The 25363-nt window shown below is 33.1% G+C and carries 23 protein-coding genes and 3 tRNA genes; 10 read left to right on the plus strand and 16 right to left on the minus strand.

Annotated features, from left to right (window positions below; all coding sequences use genetic code 11):
• Nucleotides 1–5: 5 nt before the first annotated feature.
• Together RLT85_RS10610 and RLT85_RS10615 are read left to right on the plus strand one after the other, a co-directional pair.
• Nucleotides 6–962 (plus strand): AAA family ATPase, encoded by a 957-nt coding sequence (locus tag RLT85_RS10610; RefSeq protein ID WP_311402020.1) that lies wholly within the window; start codon nucleotides 6–8, stop codon nucleotides 960–962.
• A 303-nt stretch (nucleotides 963–1265) separates the two neighbouring features.
• The gene (locus RLT85_RS10615) at nucleotides 1266–3530 is read left to right on the plus strand and encodes an aconitate hydratase (RefSeq protein WP_311402021.1); all 2265 of its coding nucleotides are present in this window, start codon (nucleotides 1266–1268) and stop codon (nucleotides 3528–3530) included.
• Nucleotides 3531–3641: 111 nt separating this feature from the next.
• Here the strand turns inward: RLT85_RS10615 and RLT85_RS10620 are convergent, their stop codons facing one another.
• The 8 genes from RLT85_RS10620 to RLT85_RS10655 all read right to left on the minus strand — a co-directional run bounded on the left by RLT85_RS10620 (nucleotide 3642) and on the right by RLT85_RS10655 (nucleotide 9037).
• Nucleotides 3642–4781, minus strand: a complete 1140-nt coding sequence (locus tag RLT85_RS10620; protein WP_311402022.1) for a lycopene cyclase family protein — start codon at nucleotides 4779–4781, stop codon at nucleotides 3642–3644.
• 1 nt (nucleotide 4782) lies between these two features.
• Entirely contained in the window at nucleotides 4783–5235 is a 453-nt protein-coding gene (locus RLT85_RS10625) for a sterol desaturase family protein (protein ID WP_311402143.1), read from the minus strand.
• Nucleotides 5236–5237: 2 nt separating this feature from the next.
• Nucleotides 5238–6077 carry a phytoene/squalene synthase family protein gene (locus tag RLT85_RS10630; protein WP_311402024.1) on the minus strand — a complete coding sequence of 280 codons (840 nt, stop codon included), beginning with the start codon at nucleotides 6075–6077 and terminating at the stop codon, nucleotides 5238–5240.
• 3 nt (nucleotides 6078–6080) lie between these two features.
• A complete protein-coding gene (gene crtID / locus RLT85_RS10635; protein WP_311402025.1) occupies nucleotides 6081–7547 on the minus strand; it encodes a bifunctional phytoene desaturase/3,4-desaturase in 1467 nt (488 codons plus the stop codon).
• A gap of 2 nt (nucleotides 7548–7549) precedes the next feature.
• Entirely contained in the window at nucleotides 7550–8446 is an 897-nt protein-coding gene (locus tag RLT85_RS10640; RefSeq protein WP_311402026.1) for a MerR family transcriptional regulator, read from the minus strand.
• 302 nt (nucleotides 8447–8748) lie between these two features.
• A tRNA-Leu gene (locus RLT85_RS10645) sits at nucleotides 8749–8832 on the minus strand.
• A gap of 26 nt (nucleotides 8833–8858) precedes the next feature.
• Nucleotides 8859–8931: transfer RNA gene (locus RLT85_RS10650), tRNA-Lys, on the minus strand.
• Between the two features lie 33 nt (nucleotides 8932–8964).
• Nucleotides 8965–9037, minus strand: a tRNA-Lys gene (locus RLT85_RS10655).
• A gap of 125 nt (nucleotides 9038–9162) precedes the next feature.
• Here RLT85_RS10655 and RLT85_RS10660 point away from each other — a divergent pair.
• The gene (locus tag RLT85_RS10660; protein WP_311402027.1) at nucleotides 9163–9681 is read left to right on the plus strand and encodes a shikimate kinase; all 519 of its coding nucleotides are present in this window, start codon (nucleotides 9163–9165) and stop codon (nucleotides 9679–9681) included.
• Here RLT85_RS10660 and RLT85_RS10665 read toward each other — a convergent pair.
• Both RLT85_RS10665 and RLT85_RS10670 read right to left on the minus strand, forming a co-directional pair.
• Nucleotides 9676–10176, minus strand: coding sequence for a phosphoribosyltransferase family protein (locus RLT85_RS10665; protein ID WP_311402028.1), 501 nt, complete (start codon nucleotides 10174–10176; stop codon nucleotides 9676–9678). The two genes, RLT85_RS10660 and RLT85_RS10665, sit on opposite strands and share 6 nt — an antisense overlap.
• Nucleotides 10173–10583 carry an Hsp15 family ribosome-associated heat shock protein gene (locus tag RLT85_RS10670; RefSeq protein WP_311402029.1) on the minus strand — a complete coding sequence of 137 codons (411 nt, stop codon included), beginning with the start codon at nucleotides 10581–10583 and terminating at the stop codon, nucleotides 10173–10175. Before RLT85_RS10670 ends, RLT85_RS10665 begins: the two co-directional genes overlap by 4 nt.
• A 76-nt stretch (nucleotides 10584–10659) precedes the next feature.
• On the opposite strand from RLT85_RS10670, the gene RLT85_RS10675 reads away from it, so the two are divergent.
• The 5 genes from RLT85_RS10675 (at nucleotide 10660) to RLT85_RS10695 (ending at nucleotide 16181) form a co-directional block, all read left to right on the plus strand.
• Nucleotides 10660–11601 (plus strand): FKBP-type peptidyl-prolyl cis-trans isomerase, encoded by a 942-nt coding sequence (locus RLT85_RS10675; protein ID WP_311402030.1) that lies wholly within the window; start codon nucleotides 10660–10662, stop codon nucleotides 11599–11601.
• 110 nt (nucleotides 11602–11711) lie between these two features.
• On the plus strand, nucleotides 11712–12731 hold the full coding sequence (gene porQ, locus RLT85_RS10680) for a type IX secretion system protein PorQ (RefSeq protein ID WP_311402031.1): 1020 nt from the start codon (nucleotides 11712–11714) through the stop codon (nucleotides 12729–12731).
• A 285-nt stretch (nucleotides 12732–13016) separates the two neighbouring features.
• Nucleotides 13017–13706 (plus strand): (d)CMP kinase, encoded by a 690-nt coding sequence (gene cmk, locus RLT85_RS10685; RefSeq protein WP_311402032.1) that lies wholly within the window; start codon nucleotides 13017–13019, stop codon nucleotides 13704–13706.
• 190 nt (nucleotides 13707–13896) lie between these two features.
• The gene (rpsA, locus tag RLT85_RS10690; RefSeq protein ID WP_311402033.1) at nucleotides 13897–15720 is read left to right on the plus strand and encodes a 30S ribosomal protein S1; all 1824 of its coding nucleotides are present in this window, start codon (nucleotides 13897–13899) and stop codon (nucleotides 15718–15720) included.
• Between the two features lie 230 nt (nucleotides 15721–15950).
• Nucleotides 15951–16181, plus strand: a complete 231-nt coding sequence (locus RLT85_RS10695) for a hypothetical protein (protein WP_311402034.1) — start codon at nucleotides 15951–15953, stop codon at nucleotides 16179–16181.
• Nucleotides 16182–16270: 89 nt separating this feature from the next.
• Here RLT85_RS10695 and RLT85_RS10700 read toward each other — a convergent pair whose 3' ends face one another.
• Nucleotides 16271–16903, minus strand: a complete 633-nt coding sequence (locus RLT85_RS10700) for a hypothetical protein (protein WP_311402035.1) — start codon at nucleotides 16901–16903, stop codon at nucleotides 16271–16273.
• Between the two features lie 355 nt (nucleotides 16904–17258).
• Here RLT85_RS10700 and RLT85_RS10705 point away from each other — a divergent pair, with 355 nt between their 5' ends.
• Complete coding sequence (locus tag RLT85_RS10705) at nucleotides 17259–19031, plus strand: ABC transporter ATP-binding protein (protein WP_311402036.1); 1773 nt, start codon at nucleotides 17259–17261, stop codon at nucleotides 19029–19031.
• 54 nt (nucleotides 19032–19085) lie between these two features.
• Here the strand turns inward: RLT85_RS10705 and RLT85_RS10710 are convergent, their stop codons facing one another.
• The 5 genes from RLT85_RS10710 to RLT85_RS10730 form a co-directional block, all read right to left on the minus strand.
• A complete protein-coding gene (locus RLT85_RS10710; RefSeq protein ID WP_311402037.1) occupies nucleotides 19086–19223 on the minus strand; it encodes a hypothetical protein in 138 nt (45 codons plus the stop codon).
• Nucleotides 19224–19581: 358 nt separating this feature from the next.
• The gene (locus tag RLT85_RS10715) at nucleotides 19582–20838 is read right to left on the minus strand and encodes a DUF3095 family protein (RefSeq protein ID WP_311402038.1); all 1257 of its coding nucleotides are present in this window, start codon (nucleotides 20836–20838) and stop codon (nucleotides 19582–19584) included.
• 238 nt (nucleotides 20839–21076) lie between these two features.
• A complete protein-coding gene (locus RLT85_RS10720) occupies nucleotides 21077–21568 on the minus strand; it encodes a CIA30 family protein (protein ID WP_311402039.1) in 492 nt (163 codons plus the stop codon).
• 246 nt (nucleotides 21569–21814) lie between these two features.
• Nucleotides 21815–22279, minus strand: coding sequence for a hypothetical protein (locus tag RLT85_RS10725; RefSeq protein ID WP_311402040.1), 465 nt, complete (start codon nucleotides 22277–22279; stop codon nucleotides 21815–21817).
• A gap of 231 nt (nucleotides 22280–22510) precedes the next feature.
• Nucleotides 22511–24307, minus strand: coding sequence for a beta-N-acetylhexosaminidase (locus tag RLT85_RS10730; protein WP_311402041.1), 1797 nt, complete (start codon nucleotides 24305–24307; stop codon nucleotides 22511–22513).
• A 455-nt stretch (nucleotides 24308–24762) separates the two neighbouring features.
• Between RLT85_RS10730 and RLT85_RS10735 the strand changes: the two genes are divergently transcribed.
• Nucleotides 24763–25068, plus strand: a complete 306-nt coding sequence (locus RLT85_RS10735) for a DUF4352 domain-containing protein (RefSeq protein WP_311402042.1) — start codon at nucleotides 24763–24765, stop codon at nucleotides 25066–25068.
• The last annotated feature ends 295 nt before the right edge of the window (nucleotides 25069–25363 follow it).

Consider the following 25363-nt stretch of genomic DNA (forward strand, 5'->3'; position numbering starts at 1 on the left):
TAAATATGTCTGGAGATGTGCGTGCCATCGAGAATTTTGTAGAAAAGTATAAACAACTTCAAGTAGAGATTGGGAAAGTAATTATAGGACAAGAAAAAGTCGTTAATGAAATTCTATTATCTGTTTTTGCAGGAGGACACGCACTCTTAATAGGCGTGCCAGGCTTGGCAAAAACGCTTATGGTGAATACACTATCTCAGGCTTTAGGATTGGATTTTAAACGCATTCAATTTACACCAGATTTGATGCCAAGTGATATTTTGGGCTCAGAAATTCTGGATGAATCTAGAAATTTCAAGTTTATAAAAGGTCCTATTTTTGCTAATATTGTTTTAGCCGATGAAATTAATAGAACTCCGCCAAAAACACAAGCAGCACTATTAGAAGCGATGCAGGAAAAGAGTGTTACTGTTGCAGGAAAGCGTTACGAACTTTCTCAGCCTTATTTTGTATTAGCTACCCAAAACCCAATTGAGCAAGAAGGAACTTATCCTTTACCAGAGGCACAATTAGACCGTTTTATGTTCTCTATCTTTTTAGAATACCCAACGTATCAAGAAGAAATCAATGTGGTAAAAAGTACTACTTCTACACATAAAGTTGATATAAATCCTCTTTTTACTGCGGAAGAAATTATCGATTTCCAACAACTTATCCGTAGAATTCCTGTAGCAGATAATGTAGTAGAGTATGCGGTAAAATTAGTAGGTAAAACAAGGCCAAGAGGAGAATTTTCTCCGCAGTTGGTAAAAGATTATATAGATTGGGGAGCGGGACCAAGAGCTTCGCAAAACCTTATTTTGGCAGCTAAAGCTAATGCTGCGACCAAAGGAAAATTCTCTCCAGATATAGAAGATGTAAAAGCAGTAGCCAACGGAATTTTAAGACACCGAATTATTAAAAATTATAAAGCGGAAGCAGAAGGTTATTCCGAAGAACAAATTATTAAGGAGTTACTGTAGTTTTTAAGAAAATACTTAACATATAAATCGAAAAAACCTTAGAGACTTCTTTAGGGTTTTTTTTGTTTTGCATTTTCTGCATTAAATCATAGCATTTTTACTCTTTTTTTATCAAATTATCAATTCATTCACTTTAAATTATAGATATGCTAATTATTTCGTAAAATTAGCTTATTTTGATTCATTATAATTAAGGATTTTGCTGTTTCACTGAATTATCTGCGCTAAAAATGCTGCTTTACTAATAATTTTTAAAATTCATTAAAATTTGTTACTTTCGCAGTCACTAAAAAAAACAAACCAATGGCATACGATATTGATATGATTAAGAAGGTTTACTCTCAAATTACAGAGCGTGTAGATAAAGCACGTGAAGTAGTGGGAAAACCATTAACACTTTCAGAAAAAATTCTTTACGCTCACCTTTGGGATGCTGCTTCCAATAAGGCATTTAAACGAGGAGAAGATTATGTAAACTTTTTACCAGATAGAATTGCTTGTCAGGATGCAACCGCACAAATGGCATTGTTGCAGTTTATGCAAGCAGGAAAGAAAAAGGTAGAAGTGCCAACTACAGTGCACTGTGATCACCTAATTCAGGCCAAACAAGGAGCTGTAAAAGATTTAAAAAGAGCAAATGAAACTAGTAACGAAGTGTTTGATTTTTTAGGTTCGGTTTCTAATAAATACGGAATAGGATTCTGGAAGCCGGGAGCAGGAATTATTCACCAAGTAGTATTAGAAAACTATGCGTTTCCTGGAGGAATGATGATTGGTACCGATTCTCACACCGTAAATGCTGGGGGATTAGGTATGGTAGCCGTTGGAGTAGGAGGAGCCGATGCCGTAGATGTGATGGCAGGAATGCCTTGGGAGCTTAAATTTCCTAAACTCATTGGAGTGAAATTGACCGGAGAGTTAAATGGTTGGACTGCCTCTAAAGATGTGATTTTGAAAGTAGCTGGGATTCTTACCGTAAAAGGAGGAACTGGAGCGATTGTAGAATATTTTGGAGAAGGTGCAAAAAATCTTTCTTGTACTGGAAAAGGAACTATTTGTAATATGGGAGCTGAAGTTGGTGCAACCACTTCTACTTTTGGTTATGATGATTCTATGGAGCGTTTCTTAAGAGCTACAAATCGTGATGACGTGGCAGATGCTGCAAACGGAGTTCGTGAATACTTAACTGGAGATGATGAAGTTTATGCAAATCCTGAGCAGTATTTTGATGAAGTAATCGAAATCAACTTATCTGAATTAAAACCACACTTAAACGGACCTTTTACACCAGATTTAGCAACGCCTATTTCTGAAATGAATGTAAAAGCAAAAGAAAACGATTGGCCAATTAATGTAGATTGGGGATTAATCGGTTCTTGTACCAACTCTTCGTACGAGGATTTAACAAGAGCAGCTTCTATTGCTAAACAAGCGGTTGATAAAAAAATTAAGCCAAAATCTGATTTAGGAATTAATCCAGGTTCTGAGCAAATTCGTTTTACAGCAGAACGGGACGGATTGTTACAAATCTTTGAAGATTTAGATGCAACGATATTTACGAATGCTTGTGGACCATGTATTGGACAGTGGGACAGAAGTGACCGTAAAGGAGAAGAGAAAAATACCATTGTTCACTCGTTTAATAGAAATTTTTCTAAACGTGCCGATGGAAATCCAAATACGCATGCTTTTGTAGGTTCACCAGAAATGGTTGCCGCAATTGCTATCTCTGGACGTTTGGATTTTGATCCTACGCGGGATAAGTTAATGAACGAAGATGGAGAGGAAGTAATGTTAGAAGAGCCTCAAGGAATAGAACTTCCTACAAGAGGTTTTGAAGTTGAAGATGCTGGTTATGTAGAGCCAAGAAAAGATGGTAGTGGGGTTGTAATAAATGTAGCAGAAGACAGTGAACGCCTGCAGTTACTTACTCCGTTTAAACCTTGGGATGGTAAGAATTTAATGGGAGCTAAGTTGTTAATTAAAGCTGACGGTAAATGTACTACAGACCATATTTCTATGGCGGGACCTTGGTTGCGTTATAGAGGTCACCTAGATAACATCTCAAATAACTGTCTTATTGGAGCGATTAATTCGTTCAACATGAAAGCTAACTTCGTAAAAAGTCAGATTACGGGAGACTATGCAGGAGTGCCAGATACGCAAAGAGAATATAAAGCGAAAGGAATTCCAACGGTAGTGGTGGGAGATCACAATTACGGAGAAGGTTCTTCTAGAGAGCACGCGGCAATGGAGCCACGTCATTTAGGAGTTTATGTCGTATTGGTAAAATCTTTTGCCCGTATTCACGAAACTAACCTAAAGAAACAAGGAATGTTAGGAGTTACTTTTGATAAGGAAAGTGATTATGATCTTATTAAAGAAGATGATACGTTCAACTTTATAGATTTAGAAGATTTTGCTCCAGGTAAACCCATTACGATTGAAGTAGTACACGCAGATGGTTCTAAGGATATGATTAAAGCAAATCATACCTATAATGAAAACCAAATTGAATGGTATAAAGAAGGTTCTGCTTTAAACTTGATTAAGAAAGCAAATGCTTAATTGAGAGGTTCATTCTTTTTAAATAAATAAAACTCCTGCTATTGCGGGAGTTTTTTTATGAAGATACGCTGACTGCTAAATGATATTGAAACGAAATAAAAGGTTTAATTATTACTGAAATAAAGCCCTAATAAAAGCTTTACTATAAAGTGATTTCACAATTTTAAAATCCTCTAAGACCGAAGTTTCTTCATCTAAAAATTTAAATATAGAAGGAGTAGAATTTTTTAGATATAATTGTTCGAAAATCCATTTTCCTTTAGAATTTTCATTATGAAGCACTTTGAGGAATATGGTATCTAGAAAATGATATTTTTTAGAATGGAAATTGGTGGTAATGGGGAGATTATTCTTGAGGTTTTCTATAAGCAAGCTTGCTTTCTTTTCGGTATGTTTAAACGCATAGCCACTGCTAGGTTTTACCCAACCTCCAGCGGTTCCTATTTTGGTGATTCGCTTATAATTATACTGCTGAAAAGAAAAATTAGTCATAGGAATAATGCCTATTTCCGTAGCGGTAATTTTATATTGCTGAAGTTTTAAAATTTCCTTTATATAACGTTCTAAATTCAAATCGTAAACATTTTCCTCTACCGTAAATGGCGTAAAAAAAGTAAACTCTACAAAGGCTTTCTTTTTAGTAATGGGTAAAACATAGGTAAAACTTGTGCTATTTTTATACTGAAGACGATAATCCATCATGGTAAAAGTTTCTGGATTAAAAAACTCATCTTCGGTTTCTATCATCCAGCCTTTAAAATGCTGATGAATGGAGACCGATTCATTCTTGTTTTCAAAATATTCAGGTGAAATTCTACTGTCAAAAACATGAGATGATGTGTATGTTTTCTTTTTTCCTACAACCATGACCTTACTGTCATTTTCTTTCACGGCAGTAATTGTATCATCTATAAAAGAAATAGAAGGATGAGCCGCTAATTGCGTCTTGGCATTTTCGTAGAAATCTATAGACCTTATCATTTTATAAGTATATGGACTAAGATTTAGGTTGATGTTTTCCTTATCGGAAATAAAAAGGCCTTCGTTCCAAGACTTATGGATAATATTCTCCCATTGGCCTATTCCTTTCTCCCAGAAGCACCAAGTCTTATCGTTATTAGACTTGGAAGATTTATCGATTAAAGCAATTTTCTTATCCGTAAAGAAAGCGTCCTTAGAAAGTGCGAGAGCGAGTTGTAAACCAGCTAAACCACTGCCTACAATGATATAGTCATAGTGGTCATCTTGCATATTATTTTTGTTTAAAATACTTTAGAGGAACAATGAGCATCCCGAAGTTTTCACTTTTCTCTTTTCCTAAATGCTTATGATGTATTTTGTGTGCTCTTCTAACCCCTTTTGAGTACCAATTATTAGCATTTTTAAAAACTTTAAAACGTTGGTGTATAAAAATGTCATGTACCGTAAAATAAGCAATTCCGTAAGCTAAAATTCCTAAACCAATGGGGAGTGTAAACCAAATGTCTTCATATTGCCAAAGTAAGAAACAACCTATGCTTACCAAGGCATAGAAAATAAAAAATAAGTCGTTTCGTTCCCACCAGCTTCCATGATCTTTTTGATGATGGTCTTTATGAAGTGACCATAAAAAACCGTGCATAATGTATTTATGCGTAAACCAAGCCATAAATTCCATGAAGAAAAAGGTGCCAAAAAATAATAGTATCCAATATAGTGTTTGCATCATTAAATGAGATTAAATCTACAAGAGAGATAAGATTTTGCCAAGAGCCCTGCTTTTTGATAATTGGGAACTCGAATTCGCTGTCCTTTTATCTTTAGCGAAGGCGTACTTTTAAGTTTATTTAATAATTTGTAAAAATAGATATATGCTGTGTAAACTCCTAATTTTGCTTCCACGGGTAATTTAGAAATTCCGTTAAGAGCGTGAGCGAAGTCTTCTTCAATTTCTGTAATAATTTCCTTTTTTGTGTCTTCATCGAGTTGCTCTAAATTAGCATTGGGAAAGTAAGAGCGGTTTAAATCTTCATAATCTGCTTTGAGGTCTCGTAAAAAGTTAACTTTTTGAAAAGCAGAGCCTAATCGCATCGCGTCTTCTTTTAACTCGTCATATTTTTCTTGATCTCCATTTACAAACACCTTTAAACACATTAATCCCACAACATCTGCACTTCCATAAATGTAATCTTGATATTCTTCTTGAGATAAATAAGTAGTTTTATGTAAATCTGTACGCATGCTTTTTAAGAAAGCTTTGTACAATTCTTTTGAAATATTATATCTATGTACAGTTTCTTGAAAAGCATTGAGAATAGGATTTAAACTTATTTTGTGTTCTAAGGCTAAATATAAGTCTTCTTCAAATCTATTAAATAAAAATTCTTTATCGTAGTTATGAAAGGTATCTACAATTTCATCAGCAAAGCGCACAAAGCCATAGATATTATAAATATCCTGTCTTATGGAAGGAGCCAAAAGTCTGGTTGCTATAGAAAAAGAAGTGCTGTAAGACTGCGTAACTTCTTTACTACATAGCTTGGAAACAAGATCAAAGGTTGCTTTCATAAATTACTGATTGTGTTTTTTTATTAGTTCTGCTACTAGTTTTCCAGAAATTAATGCCGGCGGAACACCTGGGCCTGGAACGGTTAATTGACCCGTAAAGTAAAGATTATTTACTTTTTTGCTCTTTAGTTTAGGTCTTAAAAATGCAGTTTGAAATAGCGTATTTGCTAACCCATATGCGTTCCCTTTATAAGAATTATATTCTTTAACAAAATCATTTACACAAAAGGACTCTTTAAATATAACATAATCTGACACATTTTGATCAGTTATCTTTTCAAAACGAGTAATTATTTTTTCAAAATAGCGTTCTCTTAAAGATGCATCGTCTTTTAGACCTGGAGCAAGAGGTATTAAAAAAATAGCCGCTTCTTTTCCATCTGGCGCAATGTTGTGATCTGTTTTTGAAGGAAAACTGGCATAAAATAAAGGTTCTTCTGGCCATTGTGCCGTATCATATATCGCTTTGGCATGGGCTTTAAAATCTACATCAAAAAATAGGGTGTGATGCTCTACATTTTTAATTTTCTTATCGAAAGCGACATAAAATAGAAGAGAGGAAGGTGCAAAAGTTTTCTTATCCCAATAATTTTCAGAATACTGTCGGTGTTTTTGGTGTAATAAAGTTTCGGTATGGTGGTAATCTGCTCCGCTAAGAACGATATCTGCTAAATATTCTTTTCCTTCGGAAATGATTCTGGTAGCTTCATTTTTATCGTTGACTAAAATTTTTTCCGCGGAAGCGTTAAGATGAATCTTTACTCCTAGATTTTTAGCTAATTTTTCTAAGCCTAGGATTACTTGATACATTCCGCCTTTGGGGTGCCAAGTTCCCAGTCCAAAATCTGCAAAGTTCATAAAGCTATAAAAAGCAGGAGTATCGCTTGGTTTTGCACCCAAAAACAACACAGGAAACTCTAAGACTTGAATTAGTTTTTCATTCTTAAATTCTCTTCTTACTTCTTTGGCTATCGTGCTAAAAAATTGATTCAGTTTGGTAGCTGTTTTAGGCGTAATAAGTTCTATGGGAGAAACTCCCGGGCGATATACTAAATCTTTTATCGCTATATCGTAATTGTCTTTTGCCTTATCAATAAACTTTTTTAATTTTTTAGAACTGCCTTTTTCAATTTCTTCAAATGCAGCATAAATTTTGTCTAGGGTATCACCAATAGTAATGCTTTCCTCTTTGCTAAAATATACTTTGTAAGCAGGGCTTAATTTTATAAGTTCATAAAATTCTTGCGGGGTCGTATTAAAATCAGCAAAAAAACGCTCGAATACATCTGGCATCCAATACCAGGTTGGACCAATATCAAAGGTGAAACCGTCTTTTTTCAACTGTCTAGCTCGGCCTCCAATCGTTGCGTTTTTTTCAAAAATTTCGACATCGTATCCTTCATTAGCCAAATAGCAAGAAGCGCTCAAAGATGAAAAACCAGAACCTATAATTATTACTTTCTTTTTCATGATTAGAGCTGTAAACTTAGTGAGGATAAATTTTTAAATACAGAGATGTTTTTGTTTAAGAGGTTAGCATCTATTTCTGTAGTTTTTCTTCCCAAGATCCATAATTTAATAGTATCGGAGTCTTGAAGTATTTCTTTTGTAAAATCTTTAATATATTCTGAAGGAAGTTCTGGTTTCGCAGTGAAATAGCTTATAAAATAAACTTCTTTGGCCATATGTGTAAACGTATGTAAATTTTCTAAAGGTATGGTATGTCCCAAAAATATTACTTTATATCCTAAACTTATCAGCTCATAATTGGCAAATAAAATACCTAAATCGTGAATTTCATTTTCGGGTAGAAACAACACAAATAGACGATCCTTGTGAAAAGCTTCTTCATATTGAAGTCTTTCTATATTGCTATATACTTTTTGCCGAATTAAATTAGAGATAAAATGTTCATGAGACGGAGTAATTGTATTGGTTTGCCACAAAATGCCGAGTTGATTTAAAAATGGAATAAAAACATCTTTAAAAACCTCGCTAAAAGTCCTGGTTTCTAATAATTCATCGTATGTTTTTAAAAATAATACTTGATCAAAATTAAACATAGAAACAAGAAAGGACTTTAAAGCTCTATTCTCGTAATTATTAGACGAGGAAGTAGATTGTACCAAATCTGTCACTTCTTTTTCTGAAAGTTTAGAAATTCTAGATATTTTATATCCGTTTTCATTTAAAAACGCAATGTTTAACAATTTTTGCAGCGCAGAGGTATCGTAAATTCTAATATTAGATTCTGTTCGGTTAGGATCTAATATTTGATATCTTTTTTCCCAAATCCTTATCGTGTGCGCTTTTACGCCACTAAGAGTTTCTAGGTCTTTTATGCTAAATTCTTTTCTAATGTAAGACATATGCATGGTTTGAATATTCAAAACTAAGACATAAAAACCAATTTTGTTTACTTTTTTAGTTAAAAGATTAAACAAAAAAATAATCGTCACATAAAATGGACTTCAAGAAGTATACAAATATGGTGTTAAAATATAGATGTAGTATCCTTGAAAAGGCTTGTTGTAAGAAGGAAAGTCAATTGGGAAAAGGATAAAAATTGAAGCGATAAAACTTCTTTGCTATAGGGACTAAAAATGCATTGTTGTCAGAAAATAAAAAAACCCTAACAATTTATTTAAAAAGAGATTAGAGTTTCAAGTAGTACCCAGAATGGGACTTGAACCCACACGCCCTTAAGGACACATGGCCCTCAACCATGCCTGTCTACCAATTCCAGCACCTGGGCTTAAGTTTTAAGAAGATAAATAAAAGTGATCTGGCTGGGGCTCGAACCCAGGACCCTCTCCTTAAAAGGGAGATGCTCTACCAACTGAGCTACCAGATCATTTTTAAGTAAGTGTAAGAACTAATTTCTATGTGATCTGGCTGGGGCTCGAACCCAGGACCCTCTCCTTAAAAGGGAGATGCTCTACCAACTGAGCTACCAGATCTTGTCAAATACATTCATTTCCTGAACGCGGGTGCAAATATAAGAGGTCTTTTTAATTTATCAAGTAAAATGTCTAACAATTTTCAATATCTTTAAAAAAAAATAAATACTCTTTAACCTAAGGCTATGAAAATTGTTTTGTGTGGATATATGGGCTCCGGAAAATCTAAAGTTGGATGTCTGTTAGCCAATAAATTAAGTTTAAAAAATCTAGATTTGGATGAAGTGATTGAAAAAAATGAGCACATGTCTGTCGCTGAAATTTTTTCTCGAAAAAGTGAAATTTATTTTAGAAAAAAGGAAAATGAAGTGCTAAAATTGCTTTTATCTAACTCAGAAAGTTTCATTTTGTCATTAGGTGGAGGCACTCCTTGTTATGCTAATAATCTAGAATTGCTAAAAAAAAATAAGGAAGTGAAACTTTTTTACTTAAAAGCAGATGTAAATGTACTTAGCGATCGTTTGTATAAAGAAATAGAAACAAGACCTCTAATACAGTCTCAAAAGAATAAAGAAGATTTGAATGACTTTATAAGAAAGCATTTGTTTGAGCGCCAGTTTTACTATATGCAAAGTGATGTTATTATAGATGTCACCGAATTGACTATCGAAGAGACAGCAAATTTAATTCAACAAAAATTATAAAAGCTCTGCTTTATATTCCTTGGCTAACGAGACTTTTACACGTTCACTTAAAGAGGTAGAAAGAGAAATACCTTTAAAGTCTGCTTTAATAGGATATTTTTTATGACTTCTATCTACCAAAACAGCCGTTTGTAATTTTTTAACAGGCACATTTAAAAAGTGTTTGATTCCGTAAATTAGTGTTGCGCCAGAGTTGAGTACATCATCTACTATAATGATAGACTTATTGCTGTATTGCTCTTTTTCTAGAGAAGTTTCTACACGATCTAAGGGATTTTTTTTATTAACTTTTACTTCACAAAGAATGATTTGAATAGGAGAAATATTCTCTAAACATTCTTTTAGTTTTTCGGCAAAAATATAACCACTACGGGCTATTCCTGCAAGAACAATCTCCTTCTCTTCTATATTGTTCTCATAAATTTGAAAAGCAATTCGCCTAATTTTATGCTCTATTTCAATGTGGTTTAAAATTAACGTGGTCTCCTTTTTCATAATTTGTCTGTATCTTCTTGATCTGGTTCTTTTTCAGAAGTTGGTTTTTCAAACCAATCATCAATATCTCTTCGATCTTTTTTGGTAGGTCTACCAGTTCCTTTTTTACGGTAATACTCTTTAGAATATTTTAAAAGATCTAGTTTCTCTAAATTTTCTTTTGGGGTAATATCAATAATATACATGTTGACTAATTTTGCGCCAACCCGAGAAGGAGGTAAATCTAAAACCTCTATTTTATAATTGATTTGATTCTTTCTCACCTCAATTTTATCTGTAGCATAAACATCTCTAGAAGGTTTAACGCTACTGCCATCTATTTTTACGTGTCCTTTTTTACAGGCATTGGTAGCAATGCTTCTAGTTTTAAAATAGCGAACACACCATAAAAACTTATCTATTCGCATAGTGGAGTAAATTTAAACTTTAAGTAAAACAAAAATATAAGAAAATTGTATCTTGCGCCCTTAAAAAGTATAAATGATGAAATATAAATTAATTTTTACGTTGATAATCGCCGTTACAATGTTGGCGTCTTGTAATGATGATGATGATGGAGGAAATGAAATTCCAAAAAGAGATAGAGGAGAAGTAGCCGTAGAGAATGAACAACAAATTTTAGAGTTCCTAGAAACTCATTCCTACCGTATGACAGAAAATCCTGCGAATCCTAATTATCAACTCATGGTATTCGATACGATTGCTGAAGATAATGCAGGCGGAACTCCTTTAATAGATTCTCCATTCTTGAAATCTAAAACAGTTTCAGATCAAGGAATAGATTATACATTATATTATTTGCAGGTTAGAAAAGGCGCAGAAAGTGAATACCAGCCTACGTTTGCAGATCGTGTGATTGTAACTTACAAAGGAGAATTGCTAGATGGAGAGCCGTTTGACCAAAGTATAAATCCAACTAATTTTAATCTTCCAGATATTGGAAACGGTGGCTTTATTACTGGTTTTATTGAAGGAGTTAGTCAGTTTAAAGGAGCTTCAGGCTTTGTAAATAATGAAGATGGTACTATAAGTTATAATGATGATTTTGGTATAGGAGCCGTATTTATTCCTTCAGGATTGGGTTATTTTGCAGAACCTCCTATTACGTCGCCTATATTGGCATACGAGTCTTTAATTTTTTCTTTTCAATTGTATAAAGGAATTCAGTTAGATCATGATAATGACGGTATCCCATCGTATATGGAAGACCTTAATAATGACTCTTATTTATTAAATGATGATACAGACGGAGACCGTTTTGCCAATTTTTCTGATAAGGATGATGATGGTGACGGCGTACCTACCATAGACGAAATTGAAGTAAATGATGCCAATGGAGATGGATGGATTTCTCCAGACGAAATCACTTTCCCAGATTCTAACGGAAATGGAAAACCAGATTACTTAGATCCCAGTTTCCCCTAAAACGTAAACAAAAAGCCTTAATTTTAACATTGAGGCTTTTTTTATTCCCTCCTTCAAAAATAAAAACAAACCTATTCCGTTTCCTATCATAAATACTTACTTTTGCCGCTATGCAAAAAATAGGCTTGGTAGTCTTGTTATTTATATGCTCATTCCATTTGTCGGCGCAAATAGGAGGACAATCTACGTACCAATTCCTTAATTTGGTGGCTTCTCCGCGGCAAGCGGCTTTGGGAGGTAAAAATATTACGGCTTATGATTACGATCCTACTGCCGCGATTTACAATCCTTCATTGATTAATTTTAGAATGGACAATCAACTGTCTGTTAATTACGTAAATTACCTTGGTGATGTCAACTACGGTACCGCATCTTACGCTTATTTATGGGATAGAAGAACACAAGTTTTTCATACAGGAATTACCTATATCAATTATGGCCAGTTTGATGGTTATAATGAATTTGGAGAAGCTACAGGAGGTTTTAGCGGGGGAGAAGCAGCGCTTTCTTTTGGGTATGCGTACAATATCCCTTGGACAGATTTTCATGTGGGCGCTAGTGTAAAATTAATCTCTTCTAAGCTAGAACAATATTCCTCTTTTGGCGGAGCTGTAGATTTAGGAATCACTTATTTTTATGAAGATTGGGATTTAGTCGTGGCTGGAGTGGTTAGAAATATAGGAACTCAGTTTACGCCTTATGCTGAAACTTATGAAAAGATTCCTTTAGAAATAGATATAGGAATTTCTCAAAGAGCAGAAAATATTCCTATTCGCTGGCACGTGACTTTAGAGAATTTACAAGAATGGAACATTGCTTTTAGTAATTCGGCTAGGAATGAAACCGATTTGGAAGGGAATGTAGAAAGAGATGATCCTGGATTTTTTAACAATGCCCTTAGACATACCATTATAGGTGCCGAAATTTTCCCAGATGGTGGATTTAATCTTAGACTGGGATACAGCTTTAGACGCGGAGAAGAACTGCGAATTGTAGATCAACGTTCCTTTGCGGGAATTAGTGGCGGCTTATCTGTAAAATTTAATAAACTTCGCCTTAGTTATAGTTATGCCCGTTATAGTAGCGCTTCGAGTTCTAGTTTCTTCGGACTTCAGATTGACTTGCAGTAAGAAAAACTTTTTTCCAATTGTAAGTTCTAAACTTTTAAAAAATATTTTCATCAATACGAGTTCGCTGAAGCTTAATTGCTACAAATAAAAGATCATTATTGTACGGAAAAAGTATCAAAAGCAGTAAGCTCTTAGGTAGTTTTGTTGAATCTAATTCCGTTAAGGATAAAAAACTAGAACACCAAAAGGAGTTAAAAAGAAGCTTTTTCATAGGCTAGAACTGCCAAATAAATTCTATTTTCGTGCATCAGCGAATTTGCATAACGAATATAAACAAATCTAGTTTTGAAAAAAATAATTATTGCCATCGACGGGTTTTCATCTACAGGAAAAAGCACGGTTGCCAAACAATTAGCCAAAGCCTTGGGATATGTTTATATTGATACAGGCGCCATGTATCGCGCTGTTGCTTTATTTGCAATGAAACATGATTTGGTAGGTGAAAATTTCATAAAAAAGCAGGATTTAGAAGATAAGTTAAGCGAGATTCAAATTAATTTTAAGCTCAATTTAAAAAATGATATTGCAGAGGCTTACCTTAACGGAAATAATGTAGAAAACGATATTCGCAGCCTAGAAGTTTCTCAGTTTGTGAGTCCAATTGCTGCGATTTCTTCCGTAAGAAAAAAGCTGGTAGAGCAACAGCAAAAAATGGGCGCTGAAAAAGGCATTGTGATGGACGGTAGAGATATTGGCACAGTGGTTTTCCCCAAAGCCGAACTTAAAATTTTTATGAACGCTTCCGCGGAAAAAAGAGCACAACGCAGGTATGAAGAGCTTACTGCGAAAGGCGATAAAGTGAGTTACGAAAGTGTTTTGAAAAATATAGAAGAAAGAGATCATATTGATACCACCAGAGAAGACTCGCCATTAGTAAAGGCTAAAGATGCTATCTTGTTTGATAACAGTGTATTGTCTAAAGAGGAGCAGTTTGAAAAGCTAAAAGGATTGGCTTTAGAATACATCGAAAAGTAGAATTTATTTAAGGTTTTTAATATTTTCACTAAGCGTTTGAATATCAAAAAATAAGTTGTATTTTTGCACTCCTTTTTACAACGTTTCGGAAAAGAGAGAGGAAACAATCAAATTTATTTATAAACACTTCTGTGTTTTCAGTTGTTTAAATCTTCCGAAGAAATTACAGAATACAAATTGATAATCAGCAATGGCTGAAGAAAAAAACACTCCTGAGATAGAAGAAGTAGCTGGAATGGCAACCGATTCTCAACCCGCTCCAAGCGAGCAACAAGAAAATCCTGAACAGTTTTTAAAAGATTTTAACTGGCACAATTATGAAGAGGGAATTGACCCGATTGATGATACCAAGTTAGAAGAGTTTGAGAAGTTAGTAGCCGAAAACTTTGTAGATACCTTAGATGATGAGGTAGTAGAAGGTACGGTAATCAACATTACAGATCGTGATGCGATTATTGATATCAACGCAAAGAGTGAAGGGGTAATCTCTCTAAACGAATTTCGTTACAATCCAGGTTTAAAAGAAGGAGATAAAGTAGAAGTACTTATTGATGTTCGTGAGGACTCAACAGGTCAATTGATACTTTCTCACCGTAAAGCTCGTGTAATTAAAGCTTGGGATCGCGTTAACGCGGCTCACGAAGAAGCTACTATCGTTAATGGATTCGTTAAATGTCGTACTAAAGGTGGTATGATTGTAGACGTATTTGGAATCGAAGCTTTCTTACCAGGTTCTCAAATTGACGTGAAGCCAATTAGAGATTACGATGCTTACGTAAATAAAACAATGGAATTTAAAGTGGTGAAAATTAATCACGAGTTTAAAAACGTTGTAGTTTCTCATAAAGCGCTTATTGAAGCAGATATCGAGGAACAGAAAAAAGAAATTATTGGTCAATTAGAAAAAGGTCAGGTATTAGAAGGTACTGTGAAGAATATTACTTCTTACGGTGTATTTGTTGATCTTGGAGGAGTTGATGGATTAGTTCACATTACAGATCTTTCTTGGTCTAGAATCAACCATCCAAATGAGATCGTTGAATTAGATCAGAAATTGAATGTTGTAATTTTAGACTTTGATGAGGCTAAAACAAGAATTCAATTAGGTCTTAAACAATTGAGCAAACATCCTTGGGAAGCTTTAGACGAAAACTTAAAAGTTGGGGATAAAGTAAAAGGTAAAGTAGTTGTAATCGCAGATTACGGTGCATTTATTGAAGTAGCCGAAGGTGTTGAAGGATTAATCCACGTTTCTGAAATGTCTTGGTCTACGCACTTGCGTTCGGCTCAGGATTTCGTAAATGTAGGAGATGAGATAGAAGCGCAAATCTTAACATTAGATAGAGAAGAGCGTAAAATGTCTCTTGGTATTAAGCAATTAACGCCAGATCCTTGGACAGATATTACAACTAAATATCCTGTTGGTTCTCGTCACACTGGTATTGTAAGAAACTTTACCAACTTTGGTGTATTCGTAGAATTAGAAGAAGGAATTGATGGTTTAATTTATATCTCAGATCTTTCTTGGACTAAGAAAATTAAGCACCCATCAGAATTCTGTAACGTAGGAGATAAATTAGACGTCGTAGTACTTGAGTTGGATGTTGACGGACGTAAATTAAGTTTAGGTCACAAACAAACAGAAGACAATCCTTGGGATAAGTATGTAACTGAGTTCGCGGTAGGAACAAAGCATACTGCTACTATCGATGAGATGGTAGACAAAGGAGCTACGATTGAGTTTAATGAAGATATTACTGCATTTGTACCAACACGTCATTTAGAGAAAGAAGATGGATCTAAATTAGGTAAAGGAGACGAAGCTGAGTTTATCATCATCGAATTCAATAAAGAATTTAAGCGTGTAGTTGCCTCTCATATGTCTATTCATAAAGAAGACGAAGCTAAAATTGTAAAACAAGCCGCTAAGAAATCTCAAGAAGAGAACAAGCCTACTATAGGTGATGCGAATGCTGACTTACAAGCTTTAAAAGATAAAATGGAAGGAAAGTAATTTTCTAACTATTTATCATTATACAGAAAAGCCTTCTCCTTTGGAGAGGGCTTTTTTATGATTTTTTATAAAATTTTAATTCTGTAGAATTGTATTGATATGGTCATTTTATATCCTAGAATTAGTTCTTTTTCTAAGTCTAATTTTTCTGAAAAATAGCGCATCGAACCGACAGGTTTTGTCGTACTCTTAATTTAATTTTACACTTCAGAAGAATTAAAATCAAACAGATGGCAAACAAAAAAATAGAATTTCCGGCACGAGATAGGTTTCAGGCAAAATTTTTAAAATCCCGAGAAACTATAGGTATTTTGAGAGAAGAGTTTAAAGAAATTAAACAAGAATTTATTCGGTTTAATTGGTACGAAAGAATGATTGAATTTAAAGAGATTGAAGCTCAATTAGAAGAAATGAAAATAGATCTAGAGAAATTGGATGCTAAATTATTTAAACAAAAATAGTGTGAATTTCTTTTTACTTTTTGCTAAAGAGTAGTTTCTAAGGTATTTGCATCTATGCCTAAACCTTGAAAACTCTTTGCAAAACGAGTTTAGTTATGAATAAGTTGCGCTGTTGCTTTCCATACAGATTCCTTTCCAAACTCTTCAAAGTGGCTAATGTATTCTCCATTTTTAGAAATAACTACAAAACTACTACAAGCATAGTGTTCTGGAAAAAATAAACTTTCAACGGTTCCATTGGGATCTTTATGCCAAGTGAGTACATTATGATATATCTCTAAACCCTTTGGGTCTTTATAGATATAAATAGGTTTTGTGGGGGCAATTTGCCGTAATCCATTTTCAAACTCTCCGTACCAACTTTTTCTGGATTCTTTCGTCGCTGAACTACTTGAATTGCAACGGTCTTTACCAGGATAATAAATGATAACCAGTGGTTGATTGGCATCGATTTTTTGTTGGGTTTCTTTTTCAAGTAAGGATTCCAAATGCGCTCTATTGTCAATTTTTCCTCGGTTTTCTCTTATAACCAATTTTCTATGATGTGCGGAGTCCCCATCAATAGCTAAAAACTCATGTTTATACCGAGTTTCATTAAATTCGGATTGACTTATTTTAATATTATTTTCATCAAAATATTTAGTTTCTTTCTTACTAAGCTTTGTTGATGAACAAGAGGCAATTAAAATTCCTAACATGAATGTGAATAGAATTCTTTTCATAAATATTACAAGATTTGCGTATAAGTTTCCAAAGGGGTTATTAATCACTAAGATATAAAAATTATTAGGATATAAAATTCGCGTTATTTTTCCGAAGAATACAGCCGTAGTAGTATTATTTCTCGAATTCAGGTCATAAAACAAACTTATAGTGCTTTAAAAAAGATACTTAGTTTTAATTCTGAAATAAAATAGTAAGCATTTTTAATTTGTGTTGGCGCTTTAAGAACTCCGAAGTAGCGAGCTATTATGGAGAAATATTTTATAATGCTACTTAAAGTGTTTTTTAGTAGGTTTACTTATGTAGTCTTTCTTTAATGAGTATTTTTGCGCTTTGTACCATTTATAAATAAGCATGCAAAATTCCAAAGAAACTTCAAAAAATACAGATAAATCAAAGCCAAAAGTTACCTTAAAACAGGCTTTCAAAACCATCATTTGGCCTAGAAGAAAACTGGTTTTTATAGGCTTGCTGTTAATAGTGATTAGAAGTCTATCGGGTTTAATTTTGCCTTGGCAAAGTAAGGTATTATTGGATGATGTAGTACCTAATAAAGATTACACCCAATTATATACTTTAATTGCAATCGTTATGGGCGCTATAACGGTACAAGCTATCACCTCTTTTTTACTCACTAGAATATTAAGTGTACAAGCTCAATATCTAATAAGTGAATTGAGAGCTCAAGTACAAAAAAAAGTACTTTCCTTGCCTATTAGTTTTTTTGATGACTCAAAGTCTGGTGCTTTGGTTTCCAGAATTATGAGAGATGTGGAAGGCGTTAGAAATCTTATTGGTACCGGTTTAGTACAATTGGTAGGAGGTTCATTTACAGCTGTGGTATCCTTAATTATTTTGATAAAACTTAATGCTTGGATGACTCTTTTTGTGTTTGTACCGTTATCTATATTTGGTTATATCGCTTTAAGAGCTTTCAAATATATTCGTCCTATTTTTAGAACACGTGGTAAAATTAGTGCGGCAGTTACTGGAAGATTAACAGAAACACTTTCAGGAGTTCGAGTTATCAAAGCTTTTAATGCGGAAGAACAAGAACATATAGTTTTTGAAAAAGGAGCCGATAAGTTATATCAAAATGTAAAAAAGAGTTTAACAGCGACAGCTTTAATGACCAGTTCATCCACATTCTTAATAGGAGTTGCCACCACAGGTATTATGGGAATGGGAGGTTATTATATGATGATTGGCGAGATGACTACTGGTGATTTTCTATTTTTCACTCTAGTACTTGGTTTTATGATTTCGCCCATTGTACAAATGAGTAATATCGGAAGTCAGTTAACAGAAGCATTAGCAGGTTTAGATAGGACTGAAGAACTTATGAATATGACGGCAGAAGATGATAACCAAGATCGTACAATTCAGTTAGATAACTTAAAAGGTGATATCGATTTTAATGACGTTTCCTTTTCTTATGAAGAAGGAAAAGAAGTTCTACATCACATTAATTTTAAAGCGCCCGCGGGTTCTGTAACTGCATTAGTGGGAAGTTCGGGGTCTGGAAAATCGACTATTGCTGGGTTATCGGCTAGTTTCTTAACGCCAACTTCAGGAAATATTAGTATTGACAATCAGGATTTATCGAAAGTGAAATTGAGTAGTTACCGTCAATATTTGGGAGTTGTTTTACAAGATGAATTTTTATTTGAAGGAAGTATTCGGGAAAATATCATGTTTCCAAGACCAAATGCTACAGAAGCAGAGCTGCAAAATGCTGTAAATGCAGCTTATGTAAATGAATTTACAGATAGATTTGATGAAGGTCTAGAAACTTTAATTGGCGAAAGAGGTGTAAAGCTTTCTGGCGGACAACAGCAGCGATTAGCAATTGCGCGCGCTATTTTAGCAAATCCAAAAATTATTATTTTAGACGAAGCAACCTCCAGTTTAGATACTGAAAGTGAGGCATTGATTCAAAAGAGTTTAAATGAGTTAATTAAAGATAGAACCACGATTGTAATCGCCCACCGTTTAAGTACTATACGTAAAGCAGATCAAATTTTGGTTATTGAAGCTGGACACATTGTAGAGCGAGGAACTCATGAAGACCTGATTGCCAAAGAAGGCAGGTATTATGAGTTGTACACCTATCAAGCAAAAATATAGGAAATGATATGATGATTCATAGAAAATATGCCTAAGACACTTAAAAAGATAAGCTTAAAACAAATTGAAAACCGGACCTAGCAAAACATAAATAATTATAAAAAGAATAATGGTACCAATACAACCGCATTTACCGCCACCTAATTTTTTTGCTCCCCATCCCGCAAGAAGTGCTCTAAATATTTTTTTCATTTTCTAAAATTTTAACTTTAAATATAGTATTAATTTAGATTGGCTAGATACACATTAACAAAAAATTCACTTTTCTGTGAGAATATTCAATTTGTAGCTTATTCACTTGTGTGTAAGCTTCCGTTAAGTCTAAACCAATCTTTAAATTTACTTCTTGGTTTAAAATAATAAATCTTTTCAGAAAGAATTAATTCTGAATTTTGTAATCGGTAACTAGTCAGTTTTTACTTCAGTAAAATAGTTCCTCGTAAAAAAGACAAGTTAAGGTCTAAAGTTAAAATTTTTGGAAGCTTTTATTTTATCCAAGAAGTATAGTTTTAACGAACTAACAGGGACCATATTATTTCAAATAAGAAAATTAGCCTCGTGCGCTCAGCTTCATTTTCAACATTTTAGCAGCTGAAGTATAGCCGCCTTCTGTGCCATCTACAAAATGTGAATGTTTTGTTTTTCTGTCTAAAACATAGCAAGACATAACCGAAGCGTGCGTGGTATGCAAACCATAAACGATCTTATTTTCATTTTCTAAATTATCTAGAAAGTTAATAAAAAGATCTATCTTGTTTTGATCTGCAGTGAAAATCGTGTTGATCATACCATCTAGCATAAATGTATGGGATAACTGACTTATTTGCTTTAAATATTGTTTTCCATCGCGCGTTAGGTTGAGATAGAAAGTGCCAATAAGTGTCGAAAACCAATTTTTTAATAAATACATCCAATCTTTACGAACTAAACTAATTTTCATTTCTTCCCAAATATTAGAAATGCTATAATTTAATTTTAAATGGGTTGATTTTATAGGCTGTCGGTTCTTAAAAGTGCCAAAAAGTGTATTCATCTTAGAAATTACCTCCTTATAAACAGCTCCCTGCTCATCTTCATGTACAGCATCTAGTAATAAACAAAGTACTTTATTTTTTGTGTCTGAAGGTTTAATTTGATTCCATCTACATTCCATTCCCCTCAAGTTTAGAAGATCTTCTTCAAATTTTTTGAAATTGTTTTCTACAAAAGTATCTTTAATAATTTCTTCCGCGCTTTTTAAACCATTTCCTAAAACAATAGGAATCGTCAACTGCTTAGTAAGCGAATGTTTAGCTAATTTTAGACTACAATTCTCTTTCATTAATTTCTTTACGGAAATAGTTCCAACCCTAAGTAATAATCCCGTGTTGGTTTTAATATGCAAACTAAAATTATCTAATACCCGTGTGACTTTTTCTAATAGAAAATCTGGAATAATAAAAGTGGCACCATCTCCACCGAAGAAATAAGGGATTTCAACGGTTTCTTTACCTTTTCTAATCGTATTTAATACCGAAATAATGGCTCCCGTAGCTGTTAAATTGATTTGATGGTGTTTTCCTGTAGCAACCGCATCGGTTGAATTTTGAATATCTACCACTACCACGTGCCAAGTCTCGGGAACAGCTGTAAAATAAGAGTCATCTGTTAATAAATCTACAAGAGCTTTCTTGGATTTTTTTAATTTGCTGTAGTAATTTATGTCTTCCAATAATTTAAATATAAATGGATGCTGCATTAGAAAACAATAGGTTTTCCAATAAGAAGTACCTGCGGATAGGGTAGAGCTAATTGCAGATACTACCAATTTTATTCTGAATTTTCACAATTATAATCAATTGATAAATTACTAATTAATACCAATCTACACACAGCTTTATCTGCTTAATTTAGTAAAATTTATAAACAAATTTTCTGGTAGTAAAAAATTAAGGAAATAGTCGATGTTATTTCTGGAAATAGTTTCAAAATTAAGGAAGTCTATTTATTGGTTATTCCCTAATATAAATCCTAGTGAATCGTTGTTATTTTCTTTGTATAAGGAATTATTTTAATTCAATTTTATCCAATAGAAGTTTAAAAACTTCATTCTTCTTATTTCCTATAAAAAAAACGACTTCTTCCATATGATCTTCAGAAAAATTGGGTTGGTTTAATTTTTTTCCGCGGAAGCTAGGATACATATTTTTTAAAAGAACCTCTATATTTTGCCATTCTCCACTTGTTTGAAAGGGAACGATGTAAGAATAAGAATCTGCGGAATTAGATTTGATCCTAAATTGATATTTTTTACCATCTCCCTTTAGTTGAATACTTATTTTAGAATAATCCTTTACCATTAATTTCTGAAACTTGTAACGCAGTAAAGAGAAACCACCATTATGCGCCAAAGAAATACTGCCATCAAAAACTCCAAAACCATCTGCATTTAATTTATAATTGCCAGATGATTCTCCGCCCATCACGACATCATCTACAACCACCCAGTCTTTAAGATTAGAATTTTTATCAAAATCATAAATTATTGTTGAATCCATAGAGTAAAATGAGGGTTATAAATGAAAATGAATAAGATCTATATACTTGTAAAATTTTTATTTCTGAAGTAAAATGAAATTTCAAATATGTTGGCATTTCAAATTTACTTTCCTTGTGTATTTCAGCGAAAATCCTGACACCATTTTTATATCTAAATGCCAATTAATATTCTACTTTCTAAAAGTCTTTTAAAATTTGCTATTACTCGGCATTGCATTATACATCTGTGATAAAGAAATTTTTTTTTACATTTTTTGTAAGTCTAAATGCTTCTGAAAATTACGTTCTAACCGATTTTTTAAAAATACTCCGAACAAATAAAAAACTATTCCTACAGCAATTAAAACCATTCCAAAAATGGAAATTTCGTTTTGAAACAAGGCAATCAGAGAGATAATTATTCCGATGGAAATCAAAAGAATAGGAAAGATAGCTATGACAGGATTTGGTTTCAAATTTAAGTTTAAGATGGAGCCTTTTTCTGACTTGATTATTTTTCCTTTTAAATAGGCCATTTGTCTTCTCATATTTGGTACATACCAAGTTATGTATGTCCAAGTGTCATAAGCTTCAAACTCATATAGACTTTTAAATTTTCCAATAAACTTTAATTTCTTTTCTTTAAAAAGTTTTTCCAACGCATCTCTTAAATCAGTATCGCTTAAACTTGAAGAATACATTGTGCTTCTAGTATTTAAAATTCTATCCATAATTTTGATTCGTGTAATTTTAAGTACACATTATTAAGTTGATACTTTTCTCTAAAAAACTCTTATCACATCGTTCTAAAATTACTTAATTTTTTTTAAATGCTTCCTAATAACCTCTTTAAGTTGAAGAAATTATTTTCTTGTTTACGCCTCAATTTCGTCTCATCAAATTTTAAACAATTAAAATCTCTAGATTTATAGGGATAATCGGTGTAAATAGAGGTCTTTCCGTTATTCTTTCAAGTAATTTACTAAGTCCTCTAATTTACTTGCAGAATCGCTCAAACCACCTTCCCGATTTCTTAACATCCAAATCTTTTTATGCTTTTGTATTAAAGTACTCAATTCGGCAGCGAGCTCTTTTTTTCTTTTGGTTGAAATGTTTTCGGTTTTCATTCCTTTGGCTTTTAAACGTTCTAAACCAAGATGAATACCAAACAAGGCTAAATTGGAAGCTTGTTTCATTTCTTTTAAAATAATATCGGCATCTACAGAAGTTGGTTTGGCTTTCTGTAGTTGAGCTAATCCTTTTTTAATTTCCTGTTTTGCTGCGATTAATCCTGTTTTGGTAAGATGTTTCGTTTGGTAATGACCTTTCATAGTCCATTTGTACCTTCGAATCATTAAATGAAAAGCATTGGCATTGCCTGCGGGAATCTCTGCTTTTAAATAAGCATTTCTCAATATTTGTAAAGCCTTAGCTGTGTAACCCGTATTGTCCTTAAAAACATAATTATTTAGCAGAAAATCTAAATTATCTAAAGCTTTTTCTGAATAATTCCAAGCGTAGCTTGCTCCTAAAACCAATGAAGGATAACTCACAGATTTGGGTTGAAAATGTCCATAATCACCCCAATCTGTAATTAAATAACCCTTGGCTTCATATTTTTTCCCTTCTATGGCTGCATTTTTTAAATTTATAAAAGCATTTTGGTTTCTACCAATTTCCGAACGCCAGCTGGAAGTACCAGGACATACATAAAAATCAACTTCAGCTTCGAAAAATTTGGCAAGATTTTCATCAAAAGGATAAGTTGCATCATAGCTCCATACCAATGCGATCATATTTTTTGGGATGTCTGGAATGAGTTCTGGATGGTTTAAAACAATATCACCCCAAAACTGAGTGAGTTTTCCATTTTTATTTATTTCTGAATTTAATTCTTTTAAGAAATTAAGGTACACTTGACCTTTCCCAATCTCATCACTTAAAGCTTTTGATTTTCCCAATCCTAATTCTACCGTTTCATCACCACCTATATTGGCATATTTACTCATGAAATTAGGTAGCAATTCAGCATATAATTCTTGCATCAATTCTAGCGACTTTGGGTTGGTTGGTGCCAATGCCGTTTTTTTTCGTTTTCCCCAAATGGTTTTACAATCTGTTTCGCATTCACTTAAATCCAAATAAGCATCATGTTTTAACCAATTTTCCATATGTCCAAAGGAGTTCTGATTCGGTACTAAATCAATTCCTTTTTTTAAACAATAGGCATCCAGGTTTTGAATTTCAAGAGCCGTTAACGGACTCGCATTCTCCCAAACCACTTTATGGTTTCTGTATGCAAAGGTGTGCTCTGTATACAACTGTAATTCGTTAATTCTCCAATCTCTCAATTGATCAATAAGTTGGTATAAACTTTCCATCCTAGGTACTTTATCCCGACTTACATCCAACATATAACCTCTTCTTTCAAAATTAGCCCAATCATTGATATCTATTCTCGGAAGTGATTTGTTTTCTGATTTGGCATAATTCAACAATTGTAGTAGGGTTTGCTTTCCGTATAGCAACGCATTACGGTTTTTTGCAATTAACTTAATTTCTGATGTATGGACCTCAAGTTGATACGCATCATAATTATTTAAGCTGGCATCTATTTGAAAATCTATAGGTATAACTCCATTTTTGGTATTGACTTTCCATTTTCCAGCGGATGCATTTTGAATACTTGTATTCAAAAAGCTTTTCAAATCTGCTATTTGCGAAGAACGAATAGCAATCACATCATTTTGAATAGTCATTTTTTGGGGTGAAAAAAGTAAGTGTTTTGATATACTGTCAGTTGCAAACAAGACACTATTGGAAAATAGGCTAAGTAAGACGATTATAAGCTTAAATTTCATAAGTTGAATTTGGATTTTTTAAATCTGTGGCAATTAATTGCATCAACTCAAACTTACTTCTTTAAGATTGAAAATCACAAATTAACTGTCTTAATTTTGGGGGAGTCGACCTATAGAATGTTATACACAATTATCTCATTTCTATATTTATTAAATCTTTAAAGCATACGAGTATGAAGCATTCGTATACAATTTTAGTTTTATTATTTCCTGCTCTTTTATTTTCTCAAGAAAAATACAAGCGTAAAAGTTATTATAAATTTTAAGATGATATTGAATTTAAAATACCTGGTTTAGGAAAGAGTCAAGCTATAGACGTTAAGACGGCTGGTAACCATTTAGGAACAAAATCAATGTACGAAATATCAAAAAAGGGCTACGAGTTCATTGAATTTTATATAAAAATTAGAAATAATACAGATGTAAAACAATCTATCGACTTAACAAAATTTCAACTCGTAGACGAAAATTCAAATGTTTATGAAGCTAATTTGTGTGCTAGTAATACAGAATTAAATGTGAAAGATTGTAAAGAGTATACGTTTGGAATTAGAGCCAATAGGAGTAAATCGGCACGAATATTTTTTAAGCCCCAAATTCCGAAGAATCTAAATGTTAAGTTTGTGCGTATTGATGAGAATGATATAGTTGAATTCTAACTTTGAAATAAAAGTGTTGAAATGAATTTGATTTAATTCTAATGTATTAAAAAAGTAGTGTTGGGCGTAGGTAAGCGAGTATTTTCGATTGAGGATTCACAAAATTTTTGAATTTTACATTATACAATGTTATATAAACTTAAAAAAACTTAAAATTTGTTCAAAAACAGTTTAGAAGAGTGGCAGGTCTACTAGTTTTTGATTTTAGTTTAAAAAACATTTCACTCAAACTATTTAGATTGTATATAAGTCAATAGTATCAAGGTGTTTTAATACACCGCTAAATATAATAGCG

Origin of the sequence: Mesonia ostreae (assembly GCF_031845265.1) — a bacterium.
GTDB lineage: Bacteria > Bacteroidota > Bacteroidia > Flavobacteriales > Flavobacteriaceae > Mesonia > Mesonia ostreae.